This window comes from Streptomyces africanus, assembly GCF_002150735.1.
In the GTDB taxonomy this organism is placed as follows: domain Bacteria; phylum Actinomycetota; class Actinomycetes; order Streptomycetales; family Streptomycetaceae; genus Streptomyces; species Streptomyces africanus.
Map to the genome: position 1 here is coordinate 1 of NZ_MUKA01000028.1, position 26,120 is coordinate 26,120.

At 71.3% G+C, this 26,120-nt stretch carries 24 protein-coding genes; 4 read left to right on the forward strand and 20 right to left on the reverse strand.

What is annotated here, in order from left to right:
- Nucleotides 1-109: 109 nt before the first annotated feature.
- From CCL05_RS04575 to CCL05_RS04660, 18 genes are all read right to left on the reverse strand, one after another.
- Complete coding sequence (locus CCL05_RS04575) at nt 110-1,525, reverse strand: aspartate aminotransferase family protein (RefSeq protein WP_086559190.1); 1,416 nt, start codon at nt 1,523-1,525, stop codon at nt 110-112.
- The gene (dxs, locus tag CCL05_RS04580) at nt 1,522-3,417 is read right to left on the reverse strand and encodes a 1-deoxy-D-xylulose-5-phosphate synthase (protein ID WP_086559191.1); all 1,896 of its coding nucleotides are present in this window, start codon (nt 3,415-3,417) and stop codon (nt 1,522-1,524) included. Before dxs ends, CCL05_RS04575 begins: the two co-directional genes overlap by 4 nt.
- A 29-nt stretch (nt 3,418-3,446) precedes the next feature.
- Nucleotides 3,447-4,604 carry a flavodoxin-dependent (E)-4-hydroxy-3-methylbut-2-enyl-diphosphate synthase gene (gene ispG / locus CCL05_RS04585; protein WP_086559192.1) on the reverse strand — a complete coding sequence of 386 codons (1,158 nt, stop codon included), beginning with the start codon at nt 4,602-4,604 and terminating at the stop codon, nt 3,447-3,449.
- A gap of 4 nt (nt 4,605-4,608) precedes the next feature.
- Nucleotides 4,609-5,631 carry an adenosyl-hopene transferase HpnH gene (hpnH, locus tag CCL05_RS04590; RefSeq protein ID WP_086559193.1) on the reverse strand — a complete coding sequence of 341 codons (1,023 nt, stop codon included), beginning with the start codon at nt 5,629-5,631 and terminating at the stop codon, nt 4,609-4,611.
- Nucleotides 5,632-5,636: 5 nt separating this feature from the next.
- The gene (locus tag CCL05_RS04595) at nt 5,637-6,278 is read right to left on the reverse strand and encodes a 5'-methylthioadenosine/S-adenosylhomocysteine nucleosidase family protein (protein ID WP_086559194.1); all 642 of its coding nucleotides are present in this window, start codon (nt 6,276-6,278) and stop codon (nt 5,637-5,639) included.
- Nucleotides 6,279-8,279: a squalene--hopene cyclase gene (gene shc / locus CCL05_RS04600; protein ID WP_086559195.1), complete on the reverse strand. Its 2,001-nt coding sequence runs from the start codon at nt 8,277-8,279 to the stop codon at nt 6,279-6,281.
- Between the two features lie 122 nt (nt 8,280-8,401).
- Entirely contained in the window at nt 8,402-9,469 is a 1,068-nt protein-coding gene (locus CCL05_RS04605) for a polyprenyl synthetase family protein (RefSeq protein ID WP_167409507.1), read from the reverse strand.
- A 65-nt stretch (nt 9,470-9,534) separates the two neighbouring features.
- Complete coding sequence (gene hpnE / locus CCL05_RS04610) at nt 9,535-10,947, reverse strand: hydroxysqualene dehydroxylase HpnE (protein WP_086559197.1); 1,413 nt, start codon at nt 10,945-10,947, stop codon at nt 9,535-9,537.
- The gene (locus CCL05_RS04615) at nt 10,944-11,474 is read right to left on the reverse strand and encodes a DUF6380 family protein (protein ID WP_086559198.1); all 531 of its coding nucleotides are present in this window, start codon (nt 11,472-11,474) and stop codon (nt 10,944-10,946) included. The genes hpnE and CCL05_RS04615 overlap by 4 nt, the downstream gene beginning before the upstream one ends.
- Nucleotides 11,471-12,421, reverse strand: coding sequence for a presqualene diphosphate synthase HpnD (gene hpnD / locus CCL05_RS04620; RefSeq protein WP_086559199.1), 951 nt, complete (start codon nt 12,419-12,421; stop codon nt 11,471-11,473). Before hpnD ends, CCL05_RS04615 begins: the two co-directional genes overlap by 4 nt.
- On the reverse strand, nt 12,418-13,320 hold the full coding sequence (gene hpnC / locus CCL05_RS04625; RefSeq protein ID WP_086559200.1) for a squalene synthase HpnC: 903 nt from the start codon (nt 13,318-13,320) through the stop codon (nt 12,418-12,420). Before hpnC ends, hpnD begins: the two co-directional genes overlap by 4 nt.
- A gap of 359 nt (nt 13,321-13,679) precedes the next feature.
- On the reverse strand, nt 13,680-14,459 hold the full coding sequence (locus tag CCL05_RS04630; protein ID WP_020272211.1) for an ABC transporter ATP-binding protein: 780 nt from the start codon (nt 14,457-14,459) through the stop codon (nt 13,680-13,682).
- Nucleotides 14,452-15,381, reverse strand: a complete 930-nt coding sequence (locus CCL05_RS04635; RefSeq protein ID WP_086559201.1) for an ABC transporter permease — start codon at nt 15,379-15,381, stop codon at nt 14,452-14,454. Before CCL05_RS04635 ends, CCL05_RS04630 begins: the two co-directional genes overlap by 8 nt.
- A 103-nt stretch (nt 15,382-15,484) precedes the next feature.
- Entirely contained in the window at nt 15,485-16,357 is an 873-nt protein-coding gene (locus CCL05_RS04640; protein ID WP_086559202.1) for a glycosyltransferase family 2 protein, read from the reverse strand.
- A 5-nt stretch (nt 16,358-16,362) separates the two neighbouring features.
- The gene (locus tag CCL05_RS04645) at nt 16,363-17,142 is read right to left on the reverse strand and encodes a CDP-alcohol phosphatidyltransferase family protein (protein ID WP_086559203.1); all 780 of its coding nucleotides are present in this window, start codon (nt 17,140-17,142) and stop codon (nt 16,363-16,365) included.
- A complete protein-coding gene (locus CCL05_RS04650; protein WP_086559204.1) occupies nt 17,120-18,181 on the reverse strand; it encodes an iron-containing alcohol dehydrogenase family protein in 1,062 nt (353 codons plus the stop codon). The genes CCL05_RS04645 and CCL05_RS04650 overlap by 23 nt, the downstream gene beginning before the upstream one ends.
- Nucleotides 18,169-18,921 (reverse strand): phosphocholine cytidylyltransferase family protein, encoded by a 753-nt coding sequence (locus CCL05_RS04655; protein WP_086559205.1) that lies wholly within the window; start codon nt 18,919-18,921, stop codon nt 18,169-18,171. The genes CCL05_RS04650 and CCL05_RS04655 overlap by 13 nt, the downstream gene beginning before the upstream one ends.
- Nucleotides 18,918-20,723: a DUF5941 domain-containing protein gene (locus CCL05_RS04660; RefSeq protein WP_086559206.1), complete on the reverse strand. Its 1,806-nt coding sequence runs from the start codon at nt 20,721-20,723 to the stop codon at nt 18,918-18,920. Before CCL05_RS04660 ends, CCL05_RS04655 begins: the two co-directional genes overlap by 4 nt.
- 279 nt (nt 20,724-21,002) lie before the next feature.
- On the opposite strand from CCL05_RS04660, the gene galE reads away from it, so the two are divergent.
- The 3 genes from galE to idi all read left to right on the forward strand — a co-directional run bounded on the left by galE (nt 21,003) and on the right by idi (nt 23,966).
- The gene (gene galE, locus CCL05_RS04665; protein ID WP_086559207.1) at nt 21,003-21,974 is read left to right on the forward strand and encodes a UDP-glucose 4-epimerase GalE; all 972 of its coding nucleotides are present in this window, start codon (nt 21,003-21,005) and stop codon (nt 21,972-21,974) included.
- Between the two features lie 157 nt (nt 21,975-22,131).
- Nucleotides 22,132-23,070 carry a cation diffusion facilitator family transporter gene (locus CCL05_RS04670; RefSeq protein ID WP_086559208.1) on the forward strand — a complete coding sequence of 313 codons (939 nt, stop codon included), beginning with the start codon at nt 22,132-22,134 and terminating at the stop codon, nt 23,068-23,070.
- Nucleotides 23,071-23,372: 302 nt separating this feature from the next.
- Nucleotides 23,373-23,966, forward strand: a complete 594-nt coding sequence (gene idi, locus CCL05_RS04675) for an isopentenyl-diphosphate Delta-isomerase (protein ID WP_086559209.1) — start codon at nt 23,373-23,375, stop codon at nt 23,964-23,966.
- 24 nt (nt 23,967-23,990) lie between these two features.
- Here idi and CCL05_RS04680 read toward each other — a convergent pair whose 3' ends face one another.
- Complete coding sequence (locus CCL05_RS04680; RefSeq protein ID WP_086559210.1) at nt 23,991-24,497, reverse strand: ATP-binding protein; 507 nt, start codon at nt 24,495-24,497, stop codon at nt 23,991-23,993.
- A 218-nt stretch (nt 24,498-24,715) separates the two neighbouring features.
- Here CCL05_RS04680 and CCL05_RS04685 point away from each other — a divergent pair, with 218 nt between their 5' ends.
- The gene (locus CCL05_RS04685) at nt 24,716-25,465 is read left to right on the forward strand and encodes an enoyl-CoA hydratase/isomerase family protein (RefSeq protein WP_086559211.1); all 750 of its coding nucleotides are present in this window, start codon (nt 24,716-24,718) and stop codon (nt 25,463-25,465) included.
- On the opposite strand, the gene CCL05_RS04690 is transcribed toward CCL05_RS04685, so the two are convergent.
- Nucleotides 25,458-26,093 carry a DJ-1/PfpI family protein gene (locus CCL05_RS04690; protein ID WP_086559212.1) on the reverse strand — a complete coding sequence of 212 codons (636 nt, stop codon included), beginning with the start codon at nt 26,091-26,093 and terminating at the stop codon, nt 25,458-25,460. The genes CCL05_RS04685 and CCL05_RS04690 overlap by 8 nt on opposite strands.
- Nucleotides 26,094-26,120: the final 27 nt, after the last annotated feature.

Below are 26,120 nucleotides of genomic sequence, written 5' to 3' on the forward strand. Positions count from 1 at the left end.
CAGCGGACGGGGCGGCCCCGGAGGACCGCTCGGTCTCGGAGGAGCTCATGCCTCCATTCAGCCCGATCCTTGCCCCACCGGCAAATTTCTTGCCTCAGAGGCAAAAAACTCAGCGGTTCGCCACCGCCTGTTTGACGAGCGTCTTACCGAAGTCCCACATCAGGCCCCCGTCGTGGGCGTCGTCCATCACGGCCGCGAAGGCGTCGACGAACCGGTCCACCTCCCGCTCGCCGATGATCAGCGGCGGGATCAGCTTGATCACCTCCATGTGGTCGCCGGAGACCTGGGTGAGGATCCGGTGCTTCTGGAGCAGCGGTACGACGACCATCTGCGCGAACAGCCCCTTGCGCGCGGCCTGGAGCATGGCCCAGCGGCTGCGCAGCTTCAGCGACTTCGGCCGGCCGAACTCGATGCCGATCATCAGGCCCCGCCCGCGGACGTCGGCGAGCATCTCGTACTTGTCCGTCAGCGCCGCGAGCCGGGATCTGAACAGTTCCCCGGTGGCGCGGACCCCGGCGACGATCTGCTCGTTCTCCATCACCGACAGCACCGCCAGGCCCGCCGCCATGGCCTGCGCGTTGGACCCGAAGCTCGCCGAGTGGACCAGCACCCGGTCCATCGACGAGTAGACCTTCTTGAAGATCCAGTCCTTGCCAAGCGTCGCGCCCACGGGCACGTAGCCGCCGGAGAGCGCCTTGGCCACGCACACCAGGTCGGGTTCCACCCCCTCCTCGTGCTGGTAGGCGTAGAAGTCGCCGGTGCGGCCGAGGCCCGTCTGCACCTCGTCGGCGATGAGCAGCGCCTTGTGCCGGTGCAGCAGTTCCTGGGCGGCCAGGAGATAGCCGGGCGGGGCTTCCAGCACGCCCTTGCCCTGGATCGGTTCGACGATCAGGGCGGCGACATCGCCCTTCCTCAACTCCCGCTCGAGCGCGTCGAGATCGCCGAGCGGCACGGCCGTGTCGGGCAGCAGCGGGGCGAAGCCGTCACGGAAGCCGGACTCGCCGTTGACCGAGAGGGAGCCGGTGGTGAGGCCGTGGAAGGCGTGCGCGCAGTACAGGATCCTGGGCCTGCCGGTGACGTACCGGGCGAACTTCAGCGCTCCCTCGACCGCCTCCGTGCCGCTGTTGCCGAAGAACACCCGGTCCAGGTGCGGGCTGTGCGCGAGCAGCTTCTCGGCCAGCAGGCCCGGGAGCGGCTGGCAGTCGAACCGGGTGAGGTCGGCGAGCTGGGCGTCCAGGACGTCGTGCAGCGCCTTGCGCACGACGGGGTGGTGGCGGCCGAGGCCCATCACCCCGAACCCGGCGAGCATGTCCAGGTAGTCGTTGCCGTCCGCGTCGTAGAAGTAGGCGCCCTCGGCGCGCTCGTAGACCTTGTCGAAGCCGATGGTGTGCAGCATGCGCGGGAGCTGGTGGTTGAGGTACCGGGTGTGCAGCTCGTAGCGCTCGGCTCCGCGCTCGGCCAGAGTTGCGCCGAGGTCGAACTCCCCGGCCTGCGACGACTCCGACGCGGATTCGGCGGTGGTCATTCCTGTGGCTCCTTGGACAGCTCTTTCTTCACGGTCAGGCTCGCGCTGATCCGTCCGGCGACCTCGACGGGTGTCAGGCCGATGTCGGCGAGCACCTCGCCGCGTTTGGCGTGGGCGAGGAACTGCTCGGGGATCCCGAAGCGCCGTACGGGCACGTCGACTTCGGCGTCGCCCAGGGCCAGCGCCACGGCCGAACCGACCCCGGCCGCCCGGCTGTTGTCCTCGACGACGGCGACCAGGCGGTGTTCGGCGGCGAGCCCCGGGAGTGCCGGGTCGACGGGCTTGACCCAGCGGGGATCGACGACGGTGCAGCCGATGCCGCGGGCTTCGAGCAGTTCCGCGGCCTGGAGGCAGACGGGCGCCATCACGCCGACGGCCACCAGCAGCACCTCCGGCTCCGGAGCACGGTGCAGCACGTCCAGTCCGCCGACCCGGTCCACGGCCGGGATCGACGGGCCGACGGACTCCTTCGGGAAGCGCAGCAGCGTCGGCGCGTCGTCGACGGCGACGGCCTCGCGCAGCTGGGCGCGCAACTGGTCGGCGTCCCGCGGCGCGGCGATCCTCAGGCCGGGGACGACCTGGAGGATCGACATGTCCCACATGCCGTTGTGGGAGGGACCGTCGACGCCGGTGACACCGGCCCGGTCCAGCACGAAGGTCACCCCGCACCGGTGCAGGGCCACGTCCATCAGCAGCTGGTCGAAGGCACGGTTGAGGAAGGTGGCGTAGACGGCGACGACCGGGTGCAGGCAGCCCGTCGCCAGGCCCGCCGCGGACACGGCCGCGTGCTGCTCGGCGATACCGACGTCCCACACCCGGTCCGGGAACCGCTCGGCGAACCTGCCCAGGCCGACCGGATGCAGCATGGCGGCGGTTATCGCGACGATGTCGTCCCGTTCCTCGCCGATCCGGACGATCTCGTCGCCGAACACCGACGTCCACGAGGGGCCGCCCGCCGGGGAGAGCGGCGCGCAGGTCAGCGGGTCCATGACGCCGACGGTGTGGAAGTGGTCCTCCTCGTGGGCGAGGGCGGGTTCGTAGCCGCGGCCCTTCTCCGTGAGGCAGTGGACGAGGACCGGCCCGTGGAAGCGTTTCGCGCGCCGCAGGGCGGACTCCACGGCCCCGATGTCGTGCCCGTCGATCGGGCCCACGTACTTCAGGCCCAGGTCCTCGAACAGGCCCTGCGGGGCGAACGCGTCCTTGAAGCCCTTCTTCGCGCCGTGCAGGGCCTCGTAGAGGGTGGTGCCGACCAGGGGCGTGGCCTGGAGGACGTCCTTGCCCCAGGCGAGGACCCGCTCGTAACCGTCGGTCGTGCGCAGTGTCGCGAGGTGGTTGGCGAGGCCGCCGATGGTCGGGGCGTAGGAGCGTTCGTTGTCGTTGACGACGATGATCAGCGGGCGGTTCTTGGCGGCCGCGATGTTGTTCAGGGCCTCCCAGGCCATGCCGCCGGTCAGGGCGCCGTCGCCGATCACCGCGACGACATGGCCCTTCTCCCCCTGCACCTGGCGGGCCTTGGCGAGACCGTCGGCCCAGCCGAGCGCCGTGGAGGCGTGGCTGTTCTCGATGACGTCGTGCTCGGACTCCTCGCGCGAGGGATAGCCCGACAGGCCGCCCTTGCCGCGCAGCTTGGAGAAGTCCTGGCGTCCGGTCAGCAGTTTGTGGACGTAGCTCTGGTGGCCGGTGTCCCACAGGATGCGGTCAACCGGCGACTCGAAGACCCGGTGCAGGGCGACGGTGAGCTCCACCACCCCCAGGTTGGGTCCCAGATGACCCCCGGTCCTGGCGACCGCGTGCACCAGGAACTCCCTGATCTCGTCGGACAGTTCGCCGAGTTCCGACTCGGACAGCGCCTTCAGGTCGCGTGGTCCCCGGATGCTCTCCAGAATCGTCACGCTCGGGCCCCCTTCGCATTCCGTGCTGTTCAGCTCACGGTGACGGCCGGCTCCCCCGGCCCCACGCCGTCCTGCTCCATCTGCTCGGCGAGCTTCATCGCCTCTTCGATCAGCGTCTCGACGATCTTCGACTCGGGGACGGTCTTGATGACCTCGCCCTTGACGAAGATCTGGCCCTTGCCGTTGCCGGAGGCCACGCCCAGATCGGCCTCCCGCGCCTCACCGGGGCCGTTGACCACACACCCCATGACGGCGACCCGCAGCGGCACCTCCATGCCGTCGAGCCCGGCCGTGACCTCCTCGGCGAGCTTGTAGACGTCGACCTGGGCGCGTCCGCAGGAGGGGCAGGAGACGATCTCCAGCCTGCGCTGCCGCAGCCCCAGCGACTCCAGGATCTGGATGCCGACCTTGACCTCCTCGGCCGGCGGCGCCGACAGCGACACCCGGATGGTGTCGCCGATGCCCCGCGACAGCAGCGCGCCGAAGGCCACCGCCGACTTGATCGTGCCCTGGAACGCCGGACCGGCCTCCGTGACGCCGAGATGCAGCGGGTAGTCGCACTGCTCGGCGAGCTGCCGGTAGGCCTCGATCATCACGACCGGGTCGTTGTGCTTGACGGAGATCTTGATGTCCCGGAAGTCGTGCTCCTCGAACAGGGACGCCTCCCACAGCGCGCTCTCCACGAGCGCCTCCGGGGTCGCCTTGCCGTACTTCTGGAGGAGCCGCCGGTCCAGCGACCCGGCGTTGACCCCGATCCGGATGGGGGTGCCGTGGTCCTTGGCTGCCTGCGCGATCTCCTTGACCCGGTCGTCGAACTGCTTGATGTTGCCGGGGTTGACGCGGACCGCCGCGCAGCCCGCCTCGATGGCCGCGAACACGTACTTCGGCTGGAAGTGGATGTCCGCGATCACCGGGATCTGCGACTTGCGCGCGATGGTCGCGAGCGCGTCCGCGTCGTCCTGGGTCGGGCAGGCGACCCGGACGATCTGGCAGCCGGACGCCGTGAGTTCGGCGATCTGCTGCAAGGTCGCGCCGATGTCGGACGTACGGGTCGTCGTCATCGACTGCACCGACACCGGGGCACCGCCCCCGACCGCCACCGGGCCGACCTGGATCCGGCGCGAGACGCGCCGCTCGGCGATCGGCCGGACCGGTACCTCGGGAACGCCCAGCGGGATGGCGGTCATGGCCTCACTCCCGGTTTCCGGAGACCGTCTCGCGCAGGGCGCGCAGGGACTCCTTCAGCGATCCCATGGTGGCGAGGACGGCGGTGGGCTCGTAGCCGCAATGCGCCATGCAGTTGGCGCAGCGCGGATCCTTGCCGCGGCCGTACTTGTCCCAGTCGGTGTCCTCGACCAGCTCCCGGTACGTCGGCACATAGCCGTCGCTCATCAGGTAGCAGGGGCGCTGCCAGCCGAACAGCGAGTAGTTCGGGATCGCCCACGCCGTGCACGGGAAGTCGACCTTGCCCTCCAGGAAGTCCAGGAAGAGCGGGGAGTGGTTGAGCCGCCAGCGCCGCCGGTTGCCGCCGGCGAAGGCCTTCTTGAACAGCTCGCGGGTCTGCTCCACGCCGAGGAAGTGCTCCTGGTCGGGGGCCTTCTCGTAGGCATAGGCGGGCGAGATCATCATCTCGTCGACCTTGAGGTCGTCGTTGAGGAAGTTCAGCACCTCGATGATGGTCTGCGGGGTGTCGGTGTTGAAGAAGGTCGAGTTGGTGGTCACCCGGAAGCCGCGCCGCTTGGCCTCCTTGATGGCCTCGACCGCCTCGTCGAACACGCCCTCCTTGGCCACCGACTCGTCGTGCCGCTCGCGCAGCCCGTCGATGTGCACCGCGAAGGCGAAGTAGGGGGAGGGCTTGAACTTGTCCATCTTCTTGCGCAGCAGCAGGGCGTTGGTGCAGAGGAAAACGTACTTCCGCCTGGCCACGAGCTGACGCACGATCTCGTCGATCTGCGGGTGCATCAGCGGCTCGCCGCCGGCGATGGACACCATGGGGGCACCGGACTCCAGCACGGCCCCCACGGCCTGCGCGACCGGCATCCGCTGCTTGAGCACCCCGGCCGGGTGCTGGATCTTGCCGCACCCCTCGCACTTGAGGTTGCAGGCGTACAGCGGCTCCAGCTCGACGATGAGCGGGAACTTGTCCCGCCGGCGCAGCTTCTGTTCAGCCAAGTACGTAGCGACCTTGATGGACTGTCGGAGCGGCATGGCCATCTGGCTCACCTCCTGGGGAGCAGCAAGGAACGGTGCCATTCGAAGAAAGCGGGAAGTACGGAACGAAGAACACGGAAAGCTGATATTCCACCGCGCACCGTGCCGATCCGGACGAGTTCATGTTCTGGAGCGTCCACGACCACCCGGACGGCCGCAACCGGGCGCTCGCCCGCACGCACCGCGCTCAGGAGCGTGGCCGCCGATTCCATGTCGGTCGCGATCGCGCCGGTCGCGAGCAGATCGGACCGCTCCTGACCGCGTACGACGTGGTCGGAGCCGGTGAGCGGTCCGATGTGCACGGTCCGCCCGGGCACCGTGCGGACCAGCTCCTTGACCAGCAGATCGGTCCCGACGCAGGGGGTCGAGCCGCGAGGATCACGGGTCTCCTCGGCGACGACCAGGTCACCGGGGTGCATCCCGGGCGCGAGCCCCGCGCAGAAGCCGGTGGCCATAACGGCGGCGTCACGTAGGACCGGGCCGGCGAGCATCCGGGTGACGGACCGCTCGGCCGCCGCCGGCCCCATGCCGGTCCGCAGCACGGTGACCGGCCCGCCGGCGCCGCCACGGTCCCCCGCGCGCAGGGCGAACTGCTCGATGCCGAGCGCGCAGGCGATCAGCAGCGGGGCCGGAGCGGGCTGTGTGCTCATTCAGCTCCCCTGCTGCCGGTCGGCGAACGGCTCGCCGTGCAGGTACCGGCCGAGCGCCGTCAGGGGAAACACCTGCCGGTAGAGGTGGTAGTTGATCGAGAAGTCCCACGGGAAGCCCGTCCCCGTGAAATACGGCTCGTCCCAGGAACCGTCCTCCCGCTGGGTGGCGGCGAGCCACTCGATGCCGCGTTCGACGGCCTTGGAGTCCCGCTCCCCCGCCGCGAGCAGGGCCATCAGGGCCCACGCCGTCTGGGAGGCGGTCGAGGCGCCCCTGCCGCTCCACTCCTTGACGTCCTTGTAGGAGCGCAGGTCCTCGCCCCAGCCGCCGTCGTCGTTCTGGACCGACTCCAGCCAGGTCACGGCCCGGCGGATCGCCGGGTGCGCGGCGGGGATGCCCGCGGCCACCAGAGCGGGTACGACGGACCCGGTGCCGTAGACGTAGTTGACGCCCCAGCGCCCGAACCAGGAGCCGTCGGGCTCCTGTTCGGCCAGCAGCCACTCGATGCCGCGCCGGGTGCGCGGGTCGTGGGCGAGGCCCTCCACCGCGAGCATCTCGACGACGTGCGCGGTGACGTCGGCGGAGGGCGGGTCGATGACCTCGCCGAAGTCGCAGAAGGGCAGCCGGTTCGGGAACGGGCTGGTGTTGTCGACGTCGAAGGCGGCCCACGCGCCGTTCTTCGACTGCATGCCGAGGGTCCAGCGCACCCCGCGCCCGACGGCCTTGTCGACCCGCACCGGGTCGTGGTGGGCGATCCGGCGCAGCGCGAGGACCACCTCGGCGGTGTCGTCGATGTCGGGGTAGTTGTCGTTGTGGAACTCGAACGCCCAGCCCCCGGGCGGCAGTCCGGGCCGCTGCACGGACCAGTCACCGGGCCGGACGATCTCCTCGCCCAGCATCCAGTCCGCGGCCTTCACCAACTGCGGGTGGTCGGCGGGCAGTCCGGCGTCCGCGAGCGCGATCGCGGCCAGGCAGGTGTCCCACACCGGCGACTGGCAGGCCTCGATCATCCGGGCCCCGTCCTCGCGCCACACGGCGAACCGGTCGAGCGAGGCGAGTCCCTCGCGCATCACGGGATGCCGGAGGTCGTAGCCGAGCAGGTGCAGGGCGATGATCGAGTAGACGGCCGGGGGCTGGATGCCGCCCCAGCAGCCGTCGTTCTCCTGCCGCTCGATGATCCAGCGGGCGGCGCTGTTCATCGCGGCTCTGCGCAGCCGGCGCGGCGCGACCTTCCGCAGGGCGTGCAGGCCCTTGTCCATCCGCTGGAAGGCACCGTCCCAGCTGAACGCCGGGGCAAGCGGCTTGGCCGGGTTCGGGTGGGCCGGATCGGTGTGCAGCTCGTCCAGCGGGAAGGGCGCCGGGCGGACCGGCCGCTTCGCGGAGACGATCGTCAGCGGGACGATGGTCTGCCGTGCCCAGCAGCCGAAGTCGTAGATGTTGAGCGGCACCCACTTCGGGAAGTAGATGAGCTCCGGGGGCAGTTCGGGCAGGTCCTCCCACTTCCACCAGCCGAACAGGGCCAGCCAGATGCGTGTGAAGACCCGGGCGGCGGCGATGCCGCCCTGCTCGCGGATCCATCGGGAGGCCTTCGCCATGTGCGGTGCGCCGGGCTCGTCGCCGGCCAGGCGGAGGGCGACATAGGCCTCGATGGTGGTGGAGAGTTCGCCGGGGCCGCCGTAGAAGGTGGCCCAGGTGCCGTCCTCGCGCTGCTCGCCGCGGATGAAGAGCGCGGCGGCCCGGGTGGTCTTCTCGTCACGGATGCCGAGGAACTGGCGGAGCAGCAGGTCCTCGGCATCCATCGTGACGTTGGTCTCGAGGTCGCCCTTCCACCAGCCCTGGGCGTCCTGGAGGGAGAGCAGGAAGTCGGTGGCGCGTTGTGCGGCGCGTGCGGCGGCTTGCGGTACCCCGGCCGCGGCGGGGGTGGTGCTGTCGATGGCGGTGTCGCTGGCCGCGGCAGCGCGGGGTGGCAGGGCCCCGGTGCTTCCGTCGGTCGTCGCTGTCATGGCTTCCCCTTCGTGCAGTGGTGCAAGGTGTGCAGCTGCTGTGGGTCCGCCGTCGGCCGGTGCTCCGTGGTGTCTCGCGGCACCGGCCGGCGACTACGCGAGGGCTATTCGACCGATAGTGATCATCTCTTTCGTACGACGACGAAGTCCGCGAGGGCCGTGAACTGCTCCCGCACCCGGTCGGGCATGTCGACGGCGTCGAGGGCTTCGATGGCGATGGTGTGCTGACGGCGTGCCTCGTCGGCGGTCCATTCGCGGCCGCCCGCCTCCTCGATGAGGGCGGCGCGGGCCGCGAACTCCTCCTCGGAGAAGTTCTCGAAGTCGCTGGCCTTGGCGTCGGCGGCGAGGATCTCGCCGAGCCGCCCGGATGCGGGGCCGCCGGCCGCGAGCGCGGCGACGACCGGCAGCGACTTCTTGCGCTGGCGCAGGTCGCTCCAGGTCTGCTTGCCGGTGGCGTCCGGGTCGCCCCAGATGCCGAGGAGGTCGTCGACGGCCTGGAAGGCGAGGCCCAGGTGATAGCCGTACTTCTCCAGCGTGTCGGCGGTGCGGTCGTCGGCGCCGCCGAGGACCGCACCGATGGAGCTGGCGCAGGCGAGCAGGGCGCCGGTCTTGTTGCCCTCCATCTCCAGGCACTCCTCGACGCTGACGCGGTCGCGGTGCTCGTAGGAGATGTCCTGGGCCTGACCGTCGATCAGGGCACGGGTGGCGGTGGTCAGGCGGCGGGTGGCGCGGCCGGCCTCGACGGTGCCGAGTTCGAGGAGCACCTCGTTGGCGAGGGCGAACAGGGCGTCGCCGACCAGGATGGCCTGGGCGGGGCCGTGCACCTTCCAGACCGTGTCGCGGTGGCGGCGCTGTTCGTCGCCGTCCATCAGGTCGTCGTGGAGGAGGGAGAAGTTGTGGACGAGTTCCACGGCGACGGCGCCGGGGATGCCGGTCTCGGGGGCGGCGGACATGACCTCGGCGGACAGCACCGCGAGGGCGGGGCGTACGGCCTTGCCGCCGTCGCCCGCAGCGGGCCGGCCCTGGGCGTCGATCCATCCGAAGTGGTAGGCGGCAACAGTGTCCATGGGAGGTGCCAGGCGGTCGATGGCCGCCCGCAGTACCGGAGTGGCCAGGGTCCGGCCGCGCTCCAGGAGCGCGGTCACGTCCACCGCCTCGGCAGTCTTCGAGGCCGGGGGCACAGTGGGCACAGTCTCTCCTCTTGTTGCGGTACCGGGGGTGCGGGGGCCGCCTGCCGCGCTGTGCTGAGCGAGCATCACGCCGCCTCCTCGAACGCGAAGAGGTGCTGCGGGCGGGGCCGGCCCAGGGCGCCCAGCACGGCGTCCGCCGCGCCGACTCCACTGCGGACCGCACTCTCCATGGTCGCGGGCCACCCGGTGGCGGTCCACGCTCCGGCCAGGTACAGGCCGGATGCCTTGGTGCGGGCGCCGGGCCTGAGGCGCCCGACGCCGGGGGTGGGAGCGAACGTCGCGGTGCGCTCCCGGGTGACGAAGAAGTCCTTCACCACGGCGCTCCGGGCCGGCGGCAGCAGCCGCTCCAGCTCGGGCAGGTACCTCTCGCGCAGCACGGCCACGGGGTCGTCGATCTCGTCCTGGGCCACCGACTGCGACAGCGCGAGGTACTGCCCCTCGCGCAGCCCGGACGCCTCGGTCCGGTCGAACACCCACTGCACCGGGGTGCCGAGGGCGGCGAAGAACGGCCGGGCGAGCACCTTGCGGTCGTACACCACATGGACGTTGAGGATGGGAGCGGTGCCGATCTCCAGGAGCCGCTCCGGCGCGTCGAGGGCACCTGCGGGCAGCAGGTCGTGCGCCTCGCGCTGCGGTACGGCGAGCACGACGGCGTCGGCCTGGAGCGTCTCGCCGGGAACCCGAACGCTCCACGCTCCGTTCGCGTCCTCGGAGACAGCGGTGACGCGGGTACGGACCTCGGTGCGGACGCCGGCGGAGTCGAGCGCCTTGCGGGCCAGCCGGTCGTGCAGGTCGCCGAGCGGGACCCGCGCCCAGCCGATGTCGGCCGCGCCCGGGTCGGACAGCAGACCGGTCTTGAACACCATCGCGGCGAGTCCCAGGGAGGCGTCGCCCGCGACGGCGTTGAGGGTGGCGACCCCGACCAGGTCCCACAGGGCTTCGACGGCGCGCTGCGACTGGCCGTGCGCGGCCAGCCAGCTGCCGAAGTCCTGCGTGTCCAGGGCCGGATCGGCGAGGTCGAGCCCCTTGAGGGCGAGCGCTGCCCGGCCCACCTTGGCGCGGTCGGCGAGCGACAGGTGCGGATACGTGGCGAGGCTGCGGCCCAGGTGCAGGGGCACGGGCAGCGCGTCGCGCCGCAGCCTGCCGAGCCGCCGCCCAGCGGGCCGCGCGGCGTCCAGGACGGGCACGTCGAGCCGGTCCTGGAGCGGGGCCAGCGCCGCGCCCTCGATGCGGTCGAGGAACCAGCGGTAGGCGGTGCAGCAGCGCAGGTACACATGCTGTCCGTTGTCGACGGTCAGCTCACCGCGCTGGAAGGAGAAGGCCAGGCCGCCGAGTCTCGGCCTGCCCTCCAGCAGGGTGACGCGCACGCCGGCGTCGGCGAGCGCGAGCGCGGCGGTGATGCCGGCGAGCCCGCCGCCCACCACGACGGTGTGCCGACCGTCGGCGACCGGTCCCCGGGACCCCGTGCCGTGGGTCATCGTGCACCCTCCCCTGCGCGGCGGCCGCACTGCTCGAACGGCGCGCGACCGACCGTCTCCGTCAGGGACGCGGCCCCACGCCGGAGGGTTGCCCGCCACTTGTCTCCGACGGCGGGACCGGGAAGGGCGTCGTGCTCGCGCCGCTGCAGGGGCCGTGGCAGCGCGTCGCGACGCAGCCCCGCAGGCCGCGTGACGCCCAGGACGGGCACGTCGAGCCGGTCCCGGAGCGGGGCCGGCGCCGCGACCCCGATGGCCCCGACGCGCCCGCAGCGGTCCGGGGAGAGCACCGGCTCGGTCCCGGCGCAGGCCTGCGGGACGCCGCACCCGCGCCCCACCGCCGGGGTGACGCGCGCGCCCGAACCGCCGCCGGCACTCCCCTGTCGGCGGGCCAGGGAGAACACCGGCACGGTCTCGTGGCGGGCCTGCCGGGCGTGCGGTGCCGTGCTCTGAGGCGCTGCCTGGCAGCGGGCGCACGCACCCGCGGGGCGGATGTCCGTGGCGTCTTCCCGGACCGGTTCGTTCGTCACGCGCGCCTCCTGACGGTCCGTCGGGTCACGTGGCGGGCGTCGAGGCCGGACAGGCCGCGCACGGCGACGTAGGCCTTCTCCCGGCCTGGCAGGGAGACGCGGCCGCGCAGCACGGCCTCCGGGTCACGCTCGATGCGGTCGAGGAGGCGGCGGTAGATACCGGCCATGGCGGCGACGCAGGCGCCGCTGCGGCGGTCGAGCATGGGCAGCAGCCGGTAGCCCTCGGCGAAAAGAGCGCGGGCCCGTCGCACTTCGAAGTGCACGAGGCCCGCGAAGTCGGAGCCCTCCGGTGGCCGTGGCCCGGAGAACCCGGCCGAGCAGCCGAATTTGGCGAGGTCGTCGGCGGGCAGATAGGTGCGCCCGCCCACGGCGTCCTCACGGACGTCCCTCAGAATGTTGGTGAGCTGGAGCGCGAGGCCGAGCGTGTCGGCATACTCCGGCGCGCGGTCGACACCGCGCGCCCCCGGTTCCGTGCCGAACACACCGAGCGAGAGCCGCCCGATGGCCCCCGCCACACAGCGGCAGTACACCTTCAGGTCGTCCCAGGTCTCGTACGTCTCGCCGCGTACGTCCATCAGGACGCCGTCGATGAGCTCGTCCAGGCCGCCGAGCGGGATCGGGAAGTGCCCGGCGGCGTGCGCGAGGGCGACGACGACCGGGTCGGTGTCGTCCTCGGCCACCTCGCCCTCGCGGATCCGGGTGAGCAGCGCCCGGGTCTCCTCCAGCCTGGCCACCTTGACGTCGTCGGCGAGCGCACCGTCGCCGATGTCGTCGACCCGCCGCGAGAACGCGTACAGCGCCGACATCGCACGGCGCTGGGGCGTCGGCAGCAGCCGGATGCCGTAGGCGAAGTTACGGGCCTGCCGCCCGGTGACGGCCTCGCAGTAGCTGTAGGCGGCGAGTACCGGTGGGGACGCGTGTGGTTCCGACTCCACGGTCCGGATCACCCCTCTCCTCGCAGAGTCACGCCCACCTCACGCAGCAACCGGACCTTGCCGGGCTTGGGCGGGCCGGGAAGTACGTCGTAATCGGCGGCGGCGATCGCGCGGACGGCCGCCCTTCCTCCCGCCACGAACCCTGCGAGCAGCAGCTTCAACCTGCCGTGGACGCTACCCACCAGGGGGGCGCCTTCATTCAGGAGATCCCGGGCCCTTTGCGCTTCGTACGCAATCAGCGCACGGACCGACGCTCCGGCGGATTTCGTGGCGAGGTCCGCCTCCTCGACGTGAAAGCGCTTCATGTCGGCGGCGGGCAGGTAGATACGGTCGCGGCCGAGGTCCTCGGCCACGTCCTGGAGGTGCTCGACGATCTGGAGGGCCGTGCAGACCATGTCGGAGCGGCGGATCCGCTCGGGCGTCGAGGTGCCGGTGACGGCGAGGACGAGACGGCCGACGGGGTTGGCGGACAGCTCGCAGTAGGCGAGGAGGTCGTCGTAGGTCTCGTACCGGCCGACCAGCTGGTCCTGGCGGTTGGCGGCGATCAGGCCTAGGAACGGCTCGGGGGGCAGCGAGCAGCGCCGGACGGTCGGCTGGAGGCGGCGCAGCAGGGGGTGGCGGGGAGTCGAGTCGAAGACCCTGCGCAGGTCGGCCTCGAAGGCGTCCAGCAGGACCAGCCGGTCCTCGGCCTCCTGCGGGGACACGCCGAGCAGCCGGGCGTCGGCGCCACCGGGGGCCAGGTCGCCGTCGCCGATGTCGTCGACCAGGCGGGCGAAGCCGTAGACGGCCATGAGGTCGGTGCGCCAGGCCCGGGGCAGGAAGAACGGGGCCACCGGGAAGTTCTCGCCCGCGGCCTTGTCGAGCGTGCCCCGCTCCGGGTCGAGGGCGCGCGCCGTGCCGGTTCCCGTCACCGCCGGCTGCCCGGCGCGAGGACGGCACGTGCTGCGTGGAGCTGGGGAGTTTCCGTAGCCATCGCCGTCACATCTCCCGTTCTACACTGCCGACCCAATACACACTATTTCGGACACGCCGCCCGGCCGTCCGCACGGCGGTGCGACGAGCGATGTCGCGCATTATCGCCCTGATTGCCGCGTTTCGGGACCGGTACAGCTTACGTTGTACAACGCATCGAGGATCGCCAGGGTGTCCCGCACATCACGAGAACACACCGATTGACTCCAAGATTCCTGACGAGGGCCGGAGTTGACGCATCTTTTGCAGACGCAGGGCCCCGCCGGAACAGTTCCGGCGGGGCCCTGGCCGGATCGGGCTACTTGCCCGTGAACTTCTCGTACTCCTTGAGCACCTCGTCGGTCGGGCCGTCCATGCGCAGTTCGCCGCGTTCCAGCCACAGGACGCGGTTGCAGGTGTCGCGGATGGACTTGTTGTTGTGACTGACCAGAAACACCGTGCCGGCTTCCTTGCGCAACTCCCGGATGCGGTCCTCGGAGCGCTTCTGGAACTTGCGGTCACCGGTGGCCAGGGCCTCGTCGATCATCAGGACGTCGTGGTCCTTGGCCGCGGCGATGGAGAAGCGGAGCCGGGCCGCCATGCCGGAGGAGTAGGTGCGCATCGGCAGGGTGATGAAGTCGCCCTTCTCGTTGATGCCGGAGAAGTCGACGATGTCCTGGTAGCGCTCCTTGATCTCCTCCCGGGACATGCCCATGGCGAGCCCGCCCAATATGACGTTGCGTTCGCCGGTGAGGTCGTTCATCAGGGCCGCGTTGACCCCGAGCAGCGAGGGCTGGCCGTCGGTGTAGACCTTGCCCTGCTCGGCGGGGAGCAGACCGGCGATGGCGCGCAGCAGGGTCGACTTGCCGGAGCCGTTGGAGCCGATCAGGCCGATGGCCTCGCCGCGGTACGCGACGAAGGAGACGCCTCGTACGGCATGCACCTTGCGCACGCCGCGCTCCTCGCCGCGCTTGAGGATGCGGCTGAGGGCGGCTGTGGCGCTGCCCTTGCCGCTCTTGGCGCCGTTGACGCGGTAGACGATGTGCAGGTCGTCCGCGATGACGGTGGGGATCCGTTCGTCCTGCTTCTGCTCAGCCACGGCCGTACCTCTCCTCCGCCTTCCAGAAGTACACGAAGCCGCCCAGGGCGAACAGCACGGCCCAGCCGCCCGCGGCCGCCCACACGTGGTCGGGGAGGTACTCCGAGCCGTAGTCGTCGATGAGGGCGAAGCGCATCAGGTCCATGTAGATCGCGGCCGGGTTCCACTGGAGGATGTTCGCGATCCAGTCCGGCTTGTCCTTGAGGAAGATCGGGATGGAGAACATCACACCGGACGCGTACATCCAGGTCCGCATCACGAACGGCATCAGCTGCGCGAGGTCCGGGGTCTTGGCGCCCGCCCGGGCCATGATCAGCGCGAGGCCGGTGTTGAAGCAGAACTGCAGGACGAGCACCGGCACGATCAGCACCCAGGACAGGTCCGGGTACTGACCGAAGCCGACCGCGACGGCGAACAGCACGATCATCGAGAACAGCAGCTGCTGGAGCTGCTGGAGCGCGAAGGAGATCGGCAGCGAGGCCCGCGGGAAGTGCAGGGCGCGGACCAGGCCGAGATTGCCGGAGATCGCGCGCACGCCCGCCATCACCGAGCTCTGCGTGAAGGTGAACACGAACACGCCCGTGACCAGGAACGGGATGTACACCTCGCGGGGCAGACCGCGGTCGGCCTCCAGGAGCAGGCCGAAGATGAAGAAGTACACGGCCGCGTTCAGCAGCGGTGTGGCCACCTGCCACAGCTGGCCGAGCTTGGCCTGGCTGTACTGAGCGGTCAGCTTCGCGCGGGAGAAGGCGAGGATGAAGTGCCGCCGGTCCCAGAGCTGACGGACGTACTCGATGAGGGACGGCCGGGCGCCGCTCACGCTGAGCCCGTACTTGGCGGCGAGCTCCCTCGCCGTGAGTCCCTCGTCGGGCGCCGCGGGCGCGCTGACCGCGACCGTGGCGTCGTGCGTTGTCTCACTCACTAGTGGAAACTTTCGTCTTCGAGATGCGCGGCCTGTCCGGGCCTGCATGAGCCGTGGGCCAGGGTACGGCCCGGGTGCTCCCGGATACTCCGATACGAGCTTGTCAGATGACGGGGGGCCGGCCCAGCCGGGTCAGCCGCCACACCGTACGCCACTTCATGGGACGGCGCGGCCCGCACGGGGTCGTCCAGCCCTCGCGGAATCCGCCGAACCAGGCCCGCAGGGCGGGGCCGGAGGGACGGCGTACGAGGGTGAGCAGCAGCCACACGCCGAGGTAGACCGGGACGAGCGGCGCGGGGAGATTGCGGCGGGCGAGCCAGACACGGTTGCGGGCGACCATGCGGTGGTAGACCGCGTGCCGCGAGGGAGCGGTCGTCGGGTGGTACAGCACCATGTCGGACCGGTAGTCGATCATCCAGCCCGCGTCGAGGGCCCGCCATGCCAGGTCGGTTTCCTCGTGGGCGTAGAAGAATGCGTCCGGGAGTCCGCCGACGTCGGCGAAGACGCGGGTGCGCACGGCGTTGGCGCCGCCCAGGAAGGTCGTGACCCGGGAGGAGCGCATCGGGTCGGCGGCGCGCAGCCGGGGCACGTGGCGGCGCTGGGTGACGCCGGTGTCCGGGTCGGCTATGCGGAAGCTGATGATGCCGAGCTTCGGGTCGGCCTCGAAGGCCTTCCGGCACAGTTCGGCGGTGTCGTGACCGGCGAGCAGGCCGTCGTCGTCGAGGAACAGCAGGATGTCGACGTCCCGGCCGGCCGGGCCGAAGGCCTCGATGCCGACGTTGCGGCCGCCGGGGATGCCTAGGTTCTCGGGCAGTTCGATCGTTCGGACACCCTCGGGGACGTCCGGGACGGGCGAGCCGTTGCCGACGACGACCACCTCGACCGGGTCGCCGTCCTGCTTGGCGACCGAGTCGAGCAGGGCCCGCAGCTCGTCGGGGCGGTTGCCCATGGTGATGATGACGGCGCCGACCTTCATACCGCTCACTTCAGCCTGCTGGAAGCGAGGATCGACACCAGGTGCAGCAGGGTCTGCACCAGCGCGATGCCGGCTAGCACGGCGACGCCGAGCCGGGAGAAGAACAGGTCGCCGCGGACCTGGTCGGCGACGGCCAGGACGAGGATCAGCAGGGACGCCTCGATGCCGAGGATCAGGCGGTGGAACTTGAGCGCGGCGGCGGCCTTGCGGGCCAGCGCCATACCGGAGGAGCGGATCTCGGCGGCGGCCTCCTGGACCGGCGGCTTCCCGGCCTGGTGCCGGGCGACGCCGACGAGGTCCGTCTCGGCCTTGATCAGGATGGCGCCCAGGGCGGCCAGGGTGCCGAGGAAGGCCCACAGCCAGTCGATCCGGCCGCTGCCCCACAGGTCGGCGGCGCGCAGGCCGAAGCCGACGAGCACGGCGGCGTCGGTGAGGTAGGCGCCGACGCGGTCCAGGTAGACGCCGTTGAGCGAGTACTGCTTCTTCCAGCGCGCGATCTCGCCGTCGACGCAGTCCAGCAGGAGGTACATCTGGACGCACACCACGCCGAGCACGGCGCCCGGGATCCCCGGCACGAGAAGTGCCGGGGCCGCGAGCACACCGAAGACGGTCATCAGGTAGGTGAGCTGGTTGGGCGTGACCCTGGTGTTGACCAGGTAACGGTCGACCCGCAGGGACACCTCACGCATGTAGAGGCGTCCCATCCAGTGCTCACCGCTGCGCCGGTCCTTCACCCCCGCGGGGTGAACGACGGGGCGTAGTTCAGCTACCGATGGCCTTGACATAGTCGGTGTAGGTGTCCTTGATCTGTTCGGTGTTCAGGTCGAGGTGTTCGAGGATGGTGTAGCGGCCGGGCCGGGTCTCCGGGGCGAACTCGACGGCCTTGACGAACTCGTCCGTCGTGAAGCCGATCTCGTCCGGCAGCACGGGCAGCCCGTGCCGGCGCAGTACCTCGGCCATGTACGCCGACTGTTCGTGCGCCCCGCGCAGCCACATCGCGAAGGCCGCGCCGAGACCGCACTGCTCGCCGTGGGCGGCGGCCCGCTTCGGGTAGAGCAGGTCGAAGGCGTGGTTGATCTCGTGGCACGCCCCGGAGGACGGCCGCGAGTCGCCCGACACCGACATCGCGATGCCGCTGAGGACCAGCGCCTCGGCGAGCACCTGGAGGAAGTCGTTGTCCCCGATGCCGCCCGGGTGCCGCAGGACGGCCTCGCCGGCCTGGCGGGCCATGGCCGCGGCGAGTCCGTCGATCCGCTCGCCCTTGACCCGGCCCGCCAGCTCCCAGTCGGCGATCGCCGAGATGTTGGAGACGGCGTCGCCGATGCCGGCGCGGACGAAACGGACCGGGGCCTCGCGGATGACGTCCAGGTCGATGACGACGGCAATCGGGTTCGGCACACCGTAGGAGCCGCGGCCCGCGTCGTTGTCGAGGGTGGCGACCGGCGAGCACAGACCGTCGTGCGCGAGGTTCGTGGGCACGGCAACCAGGGGCAGGCCGACGCGTGCCGCGGCGAACTTGGCACAGTCGATGATCTTGCCGCCGCCGAGGCCGACGACCGCGTCGAAGTGGCCGGCCTTTATGTCGCTCGCCAGCCGGACCGCGTCGTCGAGGGTGCCGCCGCCCACCTCGTACCAGGTGGCGCCGGGCATGCTCGGCGAGATGCGCTCGCGCAGCCTGGCGCCGGAGCCGCCGCTGACGGCGACGGCGAGGCGGCCGGAGTGCGAGATGCGCTCGTCGGCGAGGACGCACGCCAGGTCGTCGAGGGCACCCGGGCGGATGTCCACGACCAGCGGCGAGGGGATGAGCCGGGTCAGTACTGGCATGCGATCTCCCGTCCGCGGGCGAGATCGTCGTGGTTGTCGATCTCCACCCACTTGACGTCGCCGATCGGCGCCACGTCGATCCGGAAGCCGCGGTTCACCAGCTCCTGGTAGCCGTGCTCGTAGAACTGCTGCGGGTCGGTCTCCCACACGGTCTTGAGCGCGTCGGCCAGTTCGGGGGCCGCGTCGCCCTCGATGAGGGTGACGCCGATGTATTCGCCGGTGGCCTCGGCGGGGTCCATCAGCTTGGTGATCTTCGTCATGCCCTTCCCGGGGTCGACGACGACCTTCATCTCCTCGTCGGCCAGGTCCTTGACCGTGTCCAGGGCGAGGATGATCTTCTTGCCGTCGCCGCGGGCGGCGAGCAGCGTCTTCTCGACGGAGACCGGGTGGACGGTGTCGCCGTTGGCGAGGATCACACCGTCCTTGAGGGCGTCACGCCCGCACCACAGGGAGTAGGCGTTGTTCCACTCCTCGGCCTTGTCGTTGTCGATGAGGGTGAGCTTGAGGCCGTACTTCTCCTCCAGGGCCGCCTTGCGCTCGTACACGGCTTCCTTGCGGTAGCCGACGATGATCGCGACCTCGGTGAGACCGATCTCGGCGAAGTTGCCGAGCGTCAGGTCGAGAACCGTGGGTTCGCCCTCTATGCCCGCGGGACCCACCGGCACCAGCGCCTTGGGAAGGCTGTCGGTGTAGGGGCGCAGACGCCGTCCGGCGCCGGCCGCCAGCACGAGGCCGATCATGCGGGTTCTCCTTCATCGTGTACGGCGGGCGCCCCAGCGGACACCCAGAAGCGGATGCTCTCGACGAGCACCACCAGGGCCACGGCCACGGCGAGAACCGTGAGCGCGACCGTGAACTGCGAGGCGGTGAGCAGCGCGGCGAGGACGGTGACGAGCAGCGTCCGTCCTTCGTGCCCCCCGATGGAACGCACCAGCCAGGCCGGGGGCGCTCCGGCGTTGCCGCGGATGCGGTACACCGTGTCGTAGTGATGGTAGGCGACCGCGGCCACCAGCCCGAAAGCCGCGGGAAGGGCTCCGTGCACGTCCGCTCGGGCCGCCAGGACCAGGACGGTGCCGTACTCGGCGGCGCGGAGGAACGGCGGGACCAGCCAGTCGAGGGCTCCCTTGAGGGGGCGGGCGACGGCGAGGCCGGAGGTGAGGGCGTAGGCGAGTGCGGCGACGATCGGCCAGGGTCCGCCGAAGCCGGTCAGTGCGGCCGTGAGGACCACGGCGAGACCGCCGAGGAGGGCGACGGCGGGGGTCGCGAAGCCCGGCAGGCGGCGGGCGGGCTTCTTGAGGGCCTGAGCCACGCCCTGGGCGAGCGGGCCGCTGTCCGCGAGGTCGGCGAGCGCCCCGGCCGCCCGGTCGGTGCGCCGCGCCTTGCGGGTCAGGGAGCGCAGCACGCGGCCCGCTGTCGTGTACGTCGCCGCGAAGGCGCAGCCGATGAGCAGCGCGTAGAGGGTGATGCGGGGCGTGGTGGCCGCCGTGAGTACCGCGATCATCGCCCAGCGCTCGCCGATGGGCAGGACGATCATGCGGCGCACCCAGACCGTCCAGCCGACGCTGTCGAGCTTGTCGGAGAGGGCTGCGGTGGGGCTGGTGTTGGCGGTGGCGTCGTGGTTGGCCTCGTTGAAGGAGAAGTCCACGACGTGCCGGCAGGTCTGCAGGACCATGGCGCCGAGGGCGAGGGCCCAGACGTCGTCGCCGCCGCGGGCCGCTCCCAGGGCGAGGCCGGCGTAGTAGGCGTACTCCTTGGCCCGGTCGAAGGTGGCGTCGAGCCAGGCGCCGAGCGTGGAGTACTGCAGGGAGTAGCGGGCGAGCTGGCCGTCCGTGCAGTCCAGGACGAAGGACGCGATGAGCAGGACGCCGGCCGCGACGAAGCCGCCGCGGGTGCCGGTGGCCGCGCAGGCCGCCGCTATGAGGGCGGTGAGCAGCGAGGCGGTGGTGACCTGGTTCGGGGTCAGGCCGCGGCGGGCGCACCAGCGGGCGATGTACCGGGAGTACGGGCTGATGCAGTAGGTGGTGAAGAAGCCGTCGCGGGACTTCACGGCCGACTTCAGGCGTACGGCCTCGTCGTCGACGTCCGTCACCGCCTGCCGTGCCTCGTTGCGGGCCTGGGGGTCGGCGGGGACGGCGGCGACGAGGCTGCCCAGCTCGGGGCGGTGCACCTTGGTGCCGTCGGCGTCCAGGGCGGTGACGATGCGGTCGGCGAGGCTGTCGACCATGGTGGTGCCGCCGCCCGCGGAGTTCTCACGAGCCATCGCCCGGGTCAGGGCCTGGCGGCCGACGGGCTGGGCCGTGACGGCGCCGGGGATCGCCGCGAGCGGGAAGCGGGGGTCGGTGAGGCCGAGGCGCAGCGCGTGCACATGCCCCACGAAGCGGGCGTCGACCAGGGCCACGCGCTCCTCGCCCGGCACCCCGGCGAGCAGGGTCTCGGCCTCGGCGGCGTCGGCCGCGACCCGCACGTCGAAGCCGAGGGACCGCAGATCGCCCTCGATCGACGATCCGGGGACCGGCTGACCGGTGAGGATGGCGGTCGACAACCGAATTCACTCCCTGGGTACCGACGCGTCCGCGCCAGTGCTGTACATGGTGGGGGCGCCCGCGCCGGAAAGCTCCCGGGCGGCATGTCGGCAGAGGCTATCGGATGCCGGGAGGGCCGCGTTCACCGCCTGTTCGGCAGATCGATCGACGTGGTTCGCACAGGCCTTTGCCGCGATCATCATCGTGGATCCGGGGCCCGCCCCACAAACCGCGCCCCCCGGACCGGACATCGAGGACATCGGGCAGGGTCCGGCCAGGGCCGCATAGGGTGGGCGACCATGACTTGGCTGATCACCGGCGGGGCCGGCTACATCGGGGCCCACGTGGCCAGGGCCATGAACGAGGCCGGGGAGCGCGTCCTCGCCCTGGACGACCTCTCGGCCGGGGTGCCGGCGCGGCTTCCCGCGGACGTACCGCTCGTCGAGGGCTCGTCGCTCGACGGCGACCTGCTGAAACGGGTGTTCGCGGAGCACGGTGTGACGGGTGTGGTGCATCTCGCGGCGCGCAAGCAGGTCGCCGAGTCCGTCGCGCAGCCCACGCGGTACTACCGGGAGAACGTCGGCGGTCTGGTGACCCTCCTGGACGCGGTCGCCGGGGCCGGGATCGAGCGCTTCGTGTTCTCGTCGTCGGCGGCGGTGTACGGCGACCCGGGTGTGGACCTCATCACGGAGGACACGCCCTGCGCGCCGGTGAACCCCTACGGCGAGACCAAGCTCGCCGGGGAGTGGCTGGTGCGGGCGGCGGGCCGGGCGCACGGGATCTCCACGGTATGTCTGCGCTATTTCAACGTGGCGGGCGCGGCCGCGCCGGAGCTGGCCGACACGGGCGTCTTCAACATCGTCCCGATGGTCTTCGACCGGCTGACGCGCGACGAGGCGCCGAGGATCTTCGGCGACGACTACCCGACCCCGGACGGCACCTGCGTCCGTGACTACATTCACGTCGCCGATCTGGCCGAGGCGCATCTCGCGGCGGCCCGGCGGCTCGCCGGCGGGGACGTCAGGGGTGATCTGACGGTCAACATCGGCCGGGGCGAGGGCGTCTCGGTGCGCGAACTCATCACGGTCATCGGCGAGGTCACCGGCGACCGCCGGCCACCGCTGGTCGAGGGCCGCCGCCCCGGGGACGCGCCCCGGGCGGTCGCCTCGGCGTCCCGGGCGGCGGAGGAACTCGGCTGGACCGCGCGGCGCGGGGTGCGCGAGATGGCCGAGTCGGCCTGGCGCGGCTGGCTCCTGCACCATGGCTCCTGACCTACTGAGGGCGCCCTGACCTGCGCATCGTTTCCGCAGGTCAGGGCACATGACAACGGTGTTCAGTGCCGCGTTGCGCATACCCCCTCCCCGTAGTTCACTGGGGTGCTCGGCGCGATCAGCGCGACGATCGGACGGACACCGGAGGGCGGCTTTCATGGGGGCTGGGCACGATCACGGGCACGCGCACGGCGCAGCGGCCGGCGGTACGGCGACCTCGGCGTACCGCGGCAGGCTGCGGGTCGCGCTGGCGATCACGCTCGGCATCGTGGTCGTCCAGATCGTCGGCGGGCTGCTCGCCGACTCGCTCGCGCTCGTCGCGGACTCGGCGCACATGGCGACGGACGCGTTGGGCCTGGGCATGGCGCTGCTCGCGATCCACTTCGCGAACCGCCCGCCCAGCGACCGGGCGACCTTCGGTTACGCCCGCGCCGAGATCCTCGCCGCCCTGGCCAACTGCCTGCTGCTGCTCGGGGTCGGCGGGTACGTCCTGTACGAGTCGGTCCAGCGCTTCGTCACTCCGGCGGACACCGAGGGCCACCTCGCTGTCGTGTTCGGTGTCATCGGCCTGGTCGCGAACATGGTGTCGCTGGCGCTGCTGATGCGCGGCCAGAAGGAGAGCCTGAACGTCCGCGGCGCGTTCCTGGAGGTGGCGGCGGACGCCCTGGGTTCGGTCACGGTGATCGTCTCGTCCTTGGTGATCATGGTCACCGGCTGGCAGGCCGCCGACCCGATCGCCTCGCTCGTCATCGCGCTGATGATCGTGCCGCGCACGGTGAAGCTGCTGCGCGAGACCCTGAACGTCCTGCTGGAGGCGGCGCCCAAGGGTGTCGACATGGCGGAGGTGCGGGCCCACATCCTCGCGACCGACGGGGTGGAGGACGTCCACGACCTGCACGCCTGGACGATCACCTCCGGCATGCCGGTGCTGTCGGCGCACGTGGTCGTCAGCTCGGACGTGCTGAGCGCGATCGGCCACGAGAAGATGCTCCACGAGCTCCAGGACTGTCTCGGCGGCCACTTCGACGTGGAGCACTGCACCTTCCAGTTGGAGCCCGGCGGGCACGCGGAGCACGAGGCGCGCCTCTGTCACTGACGCGCCCGCTTCCGGGACGTCCGGGGCTGTTGGCGCTGGTGGGGCGCGTTGTGCTGGGAGTGCGCCGGGGTACGCAGCCCTCCGGCGCGCGCCCGCGCCCTGGCTCTCACCGCACCCGCGGGGACGATTTTCGGCCCACCGCGCCGGGCACGATCCCCTACTGGGTCCCTCTTCCGGTGTCCGATCGGCGCCGTCCGCGCTCCGCGCCACCGCGCGGGACATGCGGGGCGCGTCGGGGAGTGCCGGGAGTGCCGGATTCGTACGGCAGACTTGGGGCGCGAAGACCGATGTGAAGGATGGGTATGCCGATCACACCTGCCACCGCGACGCACAACCCGTCGAACGGCACCGCAGACGCGATTTTGCTGGAACTGGTCGACGAGGACGGCGTGACGATCGGCACCGCGGAAAAGCTCGCCGCCCATCAGCCACCCGGGCAGTTGCACCGCGCGTTCTCCGTGTTCCTCTTCGACGAGTACGGCCGGCTGCTGCTCCAGCAGCGGGCACTGGGCAAGTACCACTCGCCCGGCGTGTGGTCGAACACCTGCTGCGGCCACCCCTACCCCGGTGAGGCACCCTTCGCGGCGGCGGCGCGGCGGACCTTCGAGGAACTCGGCGCCTCCCCGTCCCTGCTGGCCGAGGCGGGCACGGTCCGCTACAACCACCCGGACCCCGAGTCCGGTCTGGTGGAGCAGGAGTACAACCACCTCTTCGTCGGGATGGTGCAGGCGGTGCTGCGGCCGGATCCGGCGGAGGTGGCGTCGACGGCGTTCGTGACCCCGCCCGAGCTGGCGGAGCGGCACGCCAAAGACACCTTCTCGTCCTGGTTCATGACCGTCCTGGACGCGGCCCGGCCGGCGATCAGGGAGCTGACCGGCACGTCGGCCGGATGGTGACGACGGTCCTGACGGACCGGGTTGTCAGGGGAAGCGCACGGGTTTGAGCGGCAGGGTGGCCCAGATCACCTTGCCGCCGCTCGCGGTGTGATCGACCTCGCAGACACCGCCCGCCTCGCGTGTGATCTCGCGCACCAGCAGCAGTCCGCGGCCGCCGGTCCGGCCGTGGTCGGTCTCCAGTGCGGTCGGCCGGTACGGGTGGTTGTCCTCCACGGACACGCGCAGCCACTCGGCACCGACGGCCAGCTCGACGGCGATGGTCGGTGAGAGCACCGCCGCGTGCTTCACGGCGTTCGTCACCAGCTCCGAGACGATCAGCAGCAGCCCTTGGGCCAGGTCGTCCGAGGCCGGCACCCCCTGACGCAGCAGCAGGTCCCGTACGGCGTGCCGCGCCTGCGGCACCGAGGCGTCGACCGCCGGTGCGGTGAACCGCCAGACCCCTTCGTACGGCAGCGGATCCGCGGGCCCGGGGCCGAGGGGCGCCGCGCCGCCCTCTGGGCGTCGGCCGAACCCACGCCCGTCGTCGTCCATCGTCCGGTCGCCACCCTCACGCTCGATTGTCGCCACACCCCGAGTGTTGGTAACGATGCGCTCCCTACCCCAGGGCTGAACAGAAGTCAGCAACTATCGAGCACTTATGACCGTTGGCGTATGACACGGTCAGTTGTGGGACTGGTCCTGCCCCTGTTGTGCCGTCTCGGCGAACTATTCGGGTTGTACGGGTTTGGCATCCGGATAACATCCGGCGCATGGAGCCGCAGTTGCTGTACAGCGTGACCGACTCGGTCGCGACGGTCGTCATCCACCATCCCGAGAAGCGCAACGCCATGACGGCCGCGATGTGGCGTTCCCTGCCGCCGCTGCTGGAGCGGCTCGCGAGTGATCCGGCCGTGCGGGCGCTGGTGCTCACCGGCGAGGGCGGGACGTTCTGCGCCGGGGCCGACATCTCGACGCTGCGGGGCTCGCCTGAGGAGGCGCAGCGGCTGGCCGTGGCGGCCGAGGAGGCGCTCGCCGCGTTCCCGAAGCCGACGCTGGCGGCGGTGCGCGGACACTGCGTGGGCGGCGGGGCGCAGCTGGCGGCGGCCTGTGATCTGCGGTTCGCCGAGGAGGGGGCGCTGTTCGGGGTGACGCCGGCGAAGCTCGGCATCGTGTATCCGGCGTCCTCCACCCGGCGGCTGGTGTCCCTGGCCGGGCCGGCCACCGCCAAGTACCTGCTCTTCTCCGGCGAACTGATCGACGCGGAGCGGGCGCTGCGCACCGGGCTGGCCGACGAGGTGCTGCCCGAGGGCGAACTGGGCAAGCGGGTCGCCGAGTTCACCCGGATCCTGGTGTCCCGTTCGCAGTTGACGCAGGCCGCGGCCAAGGAGTTCGCGAACGGCCGCACGGACCGCGATGCCCACTGGGCCGCGCGGGCACGCGAGAGCGGCGACACCGCGGAGGGCGTCGCCGCGTTCCTGGAGCGCAGGCAGCCGCGGTTCGGCTGGAATGTGCCTACGTGAGGATGACGCCGGAGTGCGTGCGGACCAGTTCGACCACGTGGGCGGGGGCTTTTTCAGGTGATCCGGCGTCGTAGGGCGGCTGCGGGTCGTACTCGGCGGCGAGCTGGACGATCTGCGCGTGGGTGTCGCCCGCGATCCGGCCCAGCAGGGTCAGTCCCATGTCGATGCCGGCGGAGACGCCGGCCGCGGTGACGTACTTGCCGTCGGTGACGACCCGCTCCCCCGTCGGCTCGGCGCCGTGGCGCTTCAGCTCCTCCAGGGCCAGCCAGTGGGAGGTCGCGCGGCGGCCCCGGAGCAGTCCGGCGGCGGCGAGCAGCAGGGAGCCGGTGCACACGGACGTCGTCCAGGTGCTGCCGGCGTCGGCGGAGCGCAGCCAGGTGAGCAGGGGGCCGTCCGCCGCGAGCGGGAGCGGGCCCGGGCCGCCGGGGACCACGATGATGTCGGGGTTCGGTACCTCGGCCAGGGTCCGGTCGGCGACGAGGGCGAGGTTGCCGGACTCGTTCCGTACGGGGCCGCTCTCCTCGGCGACGAAGACGGTCTCCGCGTCCGGGAGCCGGCCGAGGGTCTCATAGGGGCCCACGGCGTCGAGGGCGGTGAAGCGGTCGTAGAGGACGATGGCGATCTGCATGGGACCCTTCCGGTCGGGTGGGGTGGG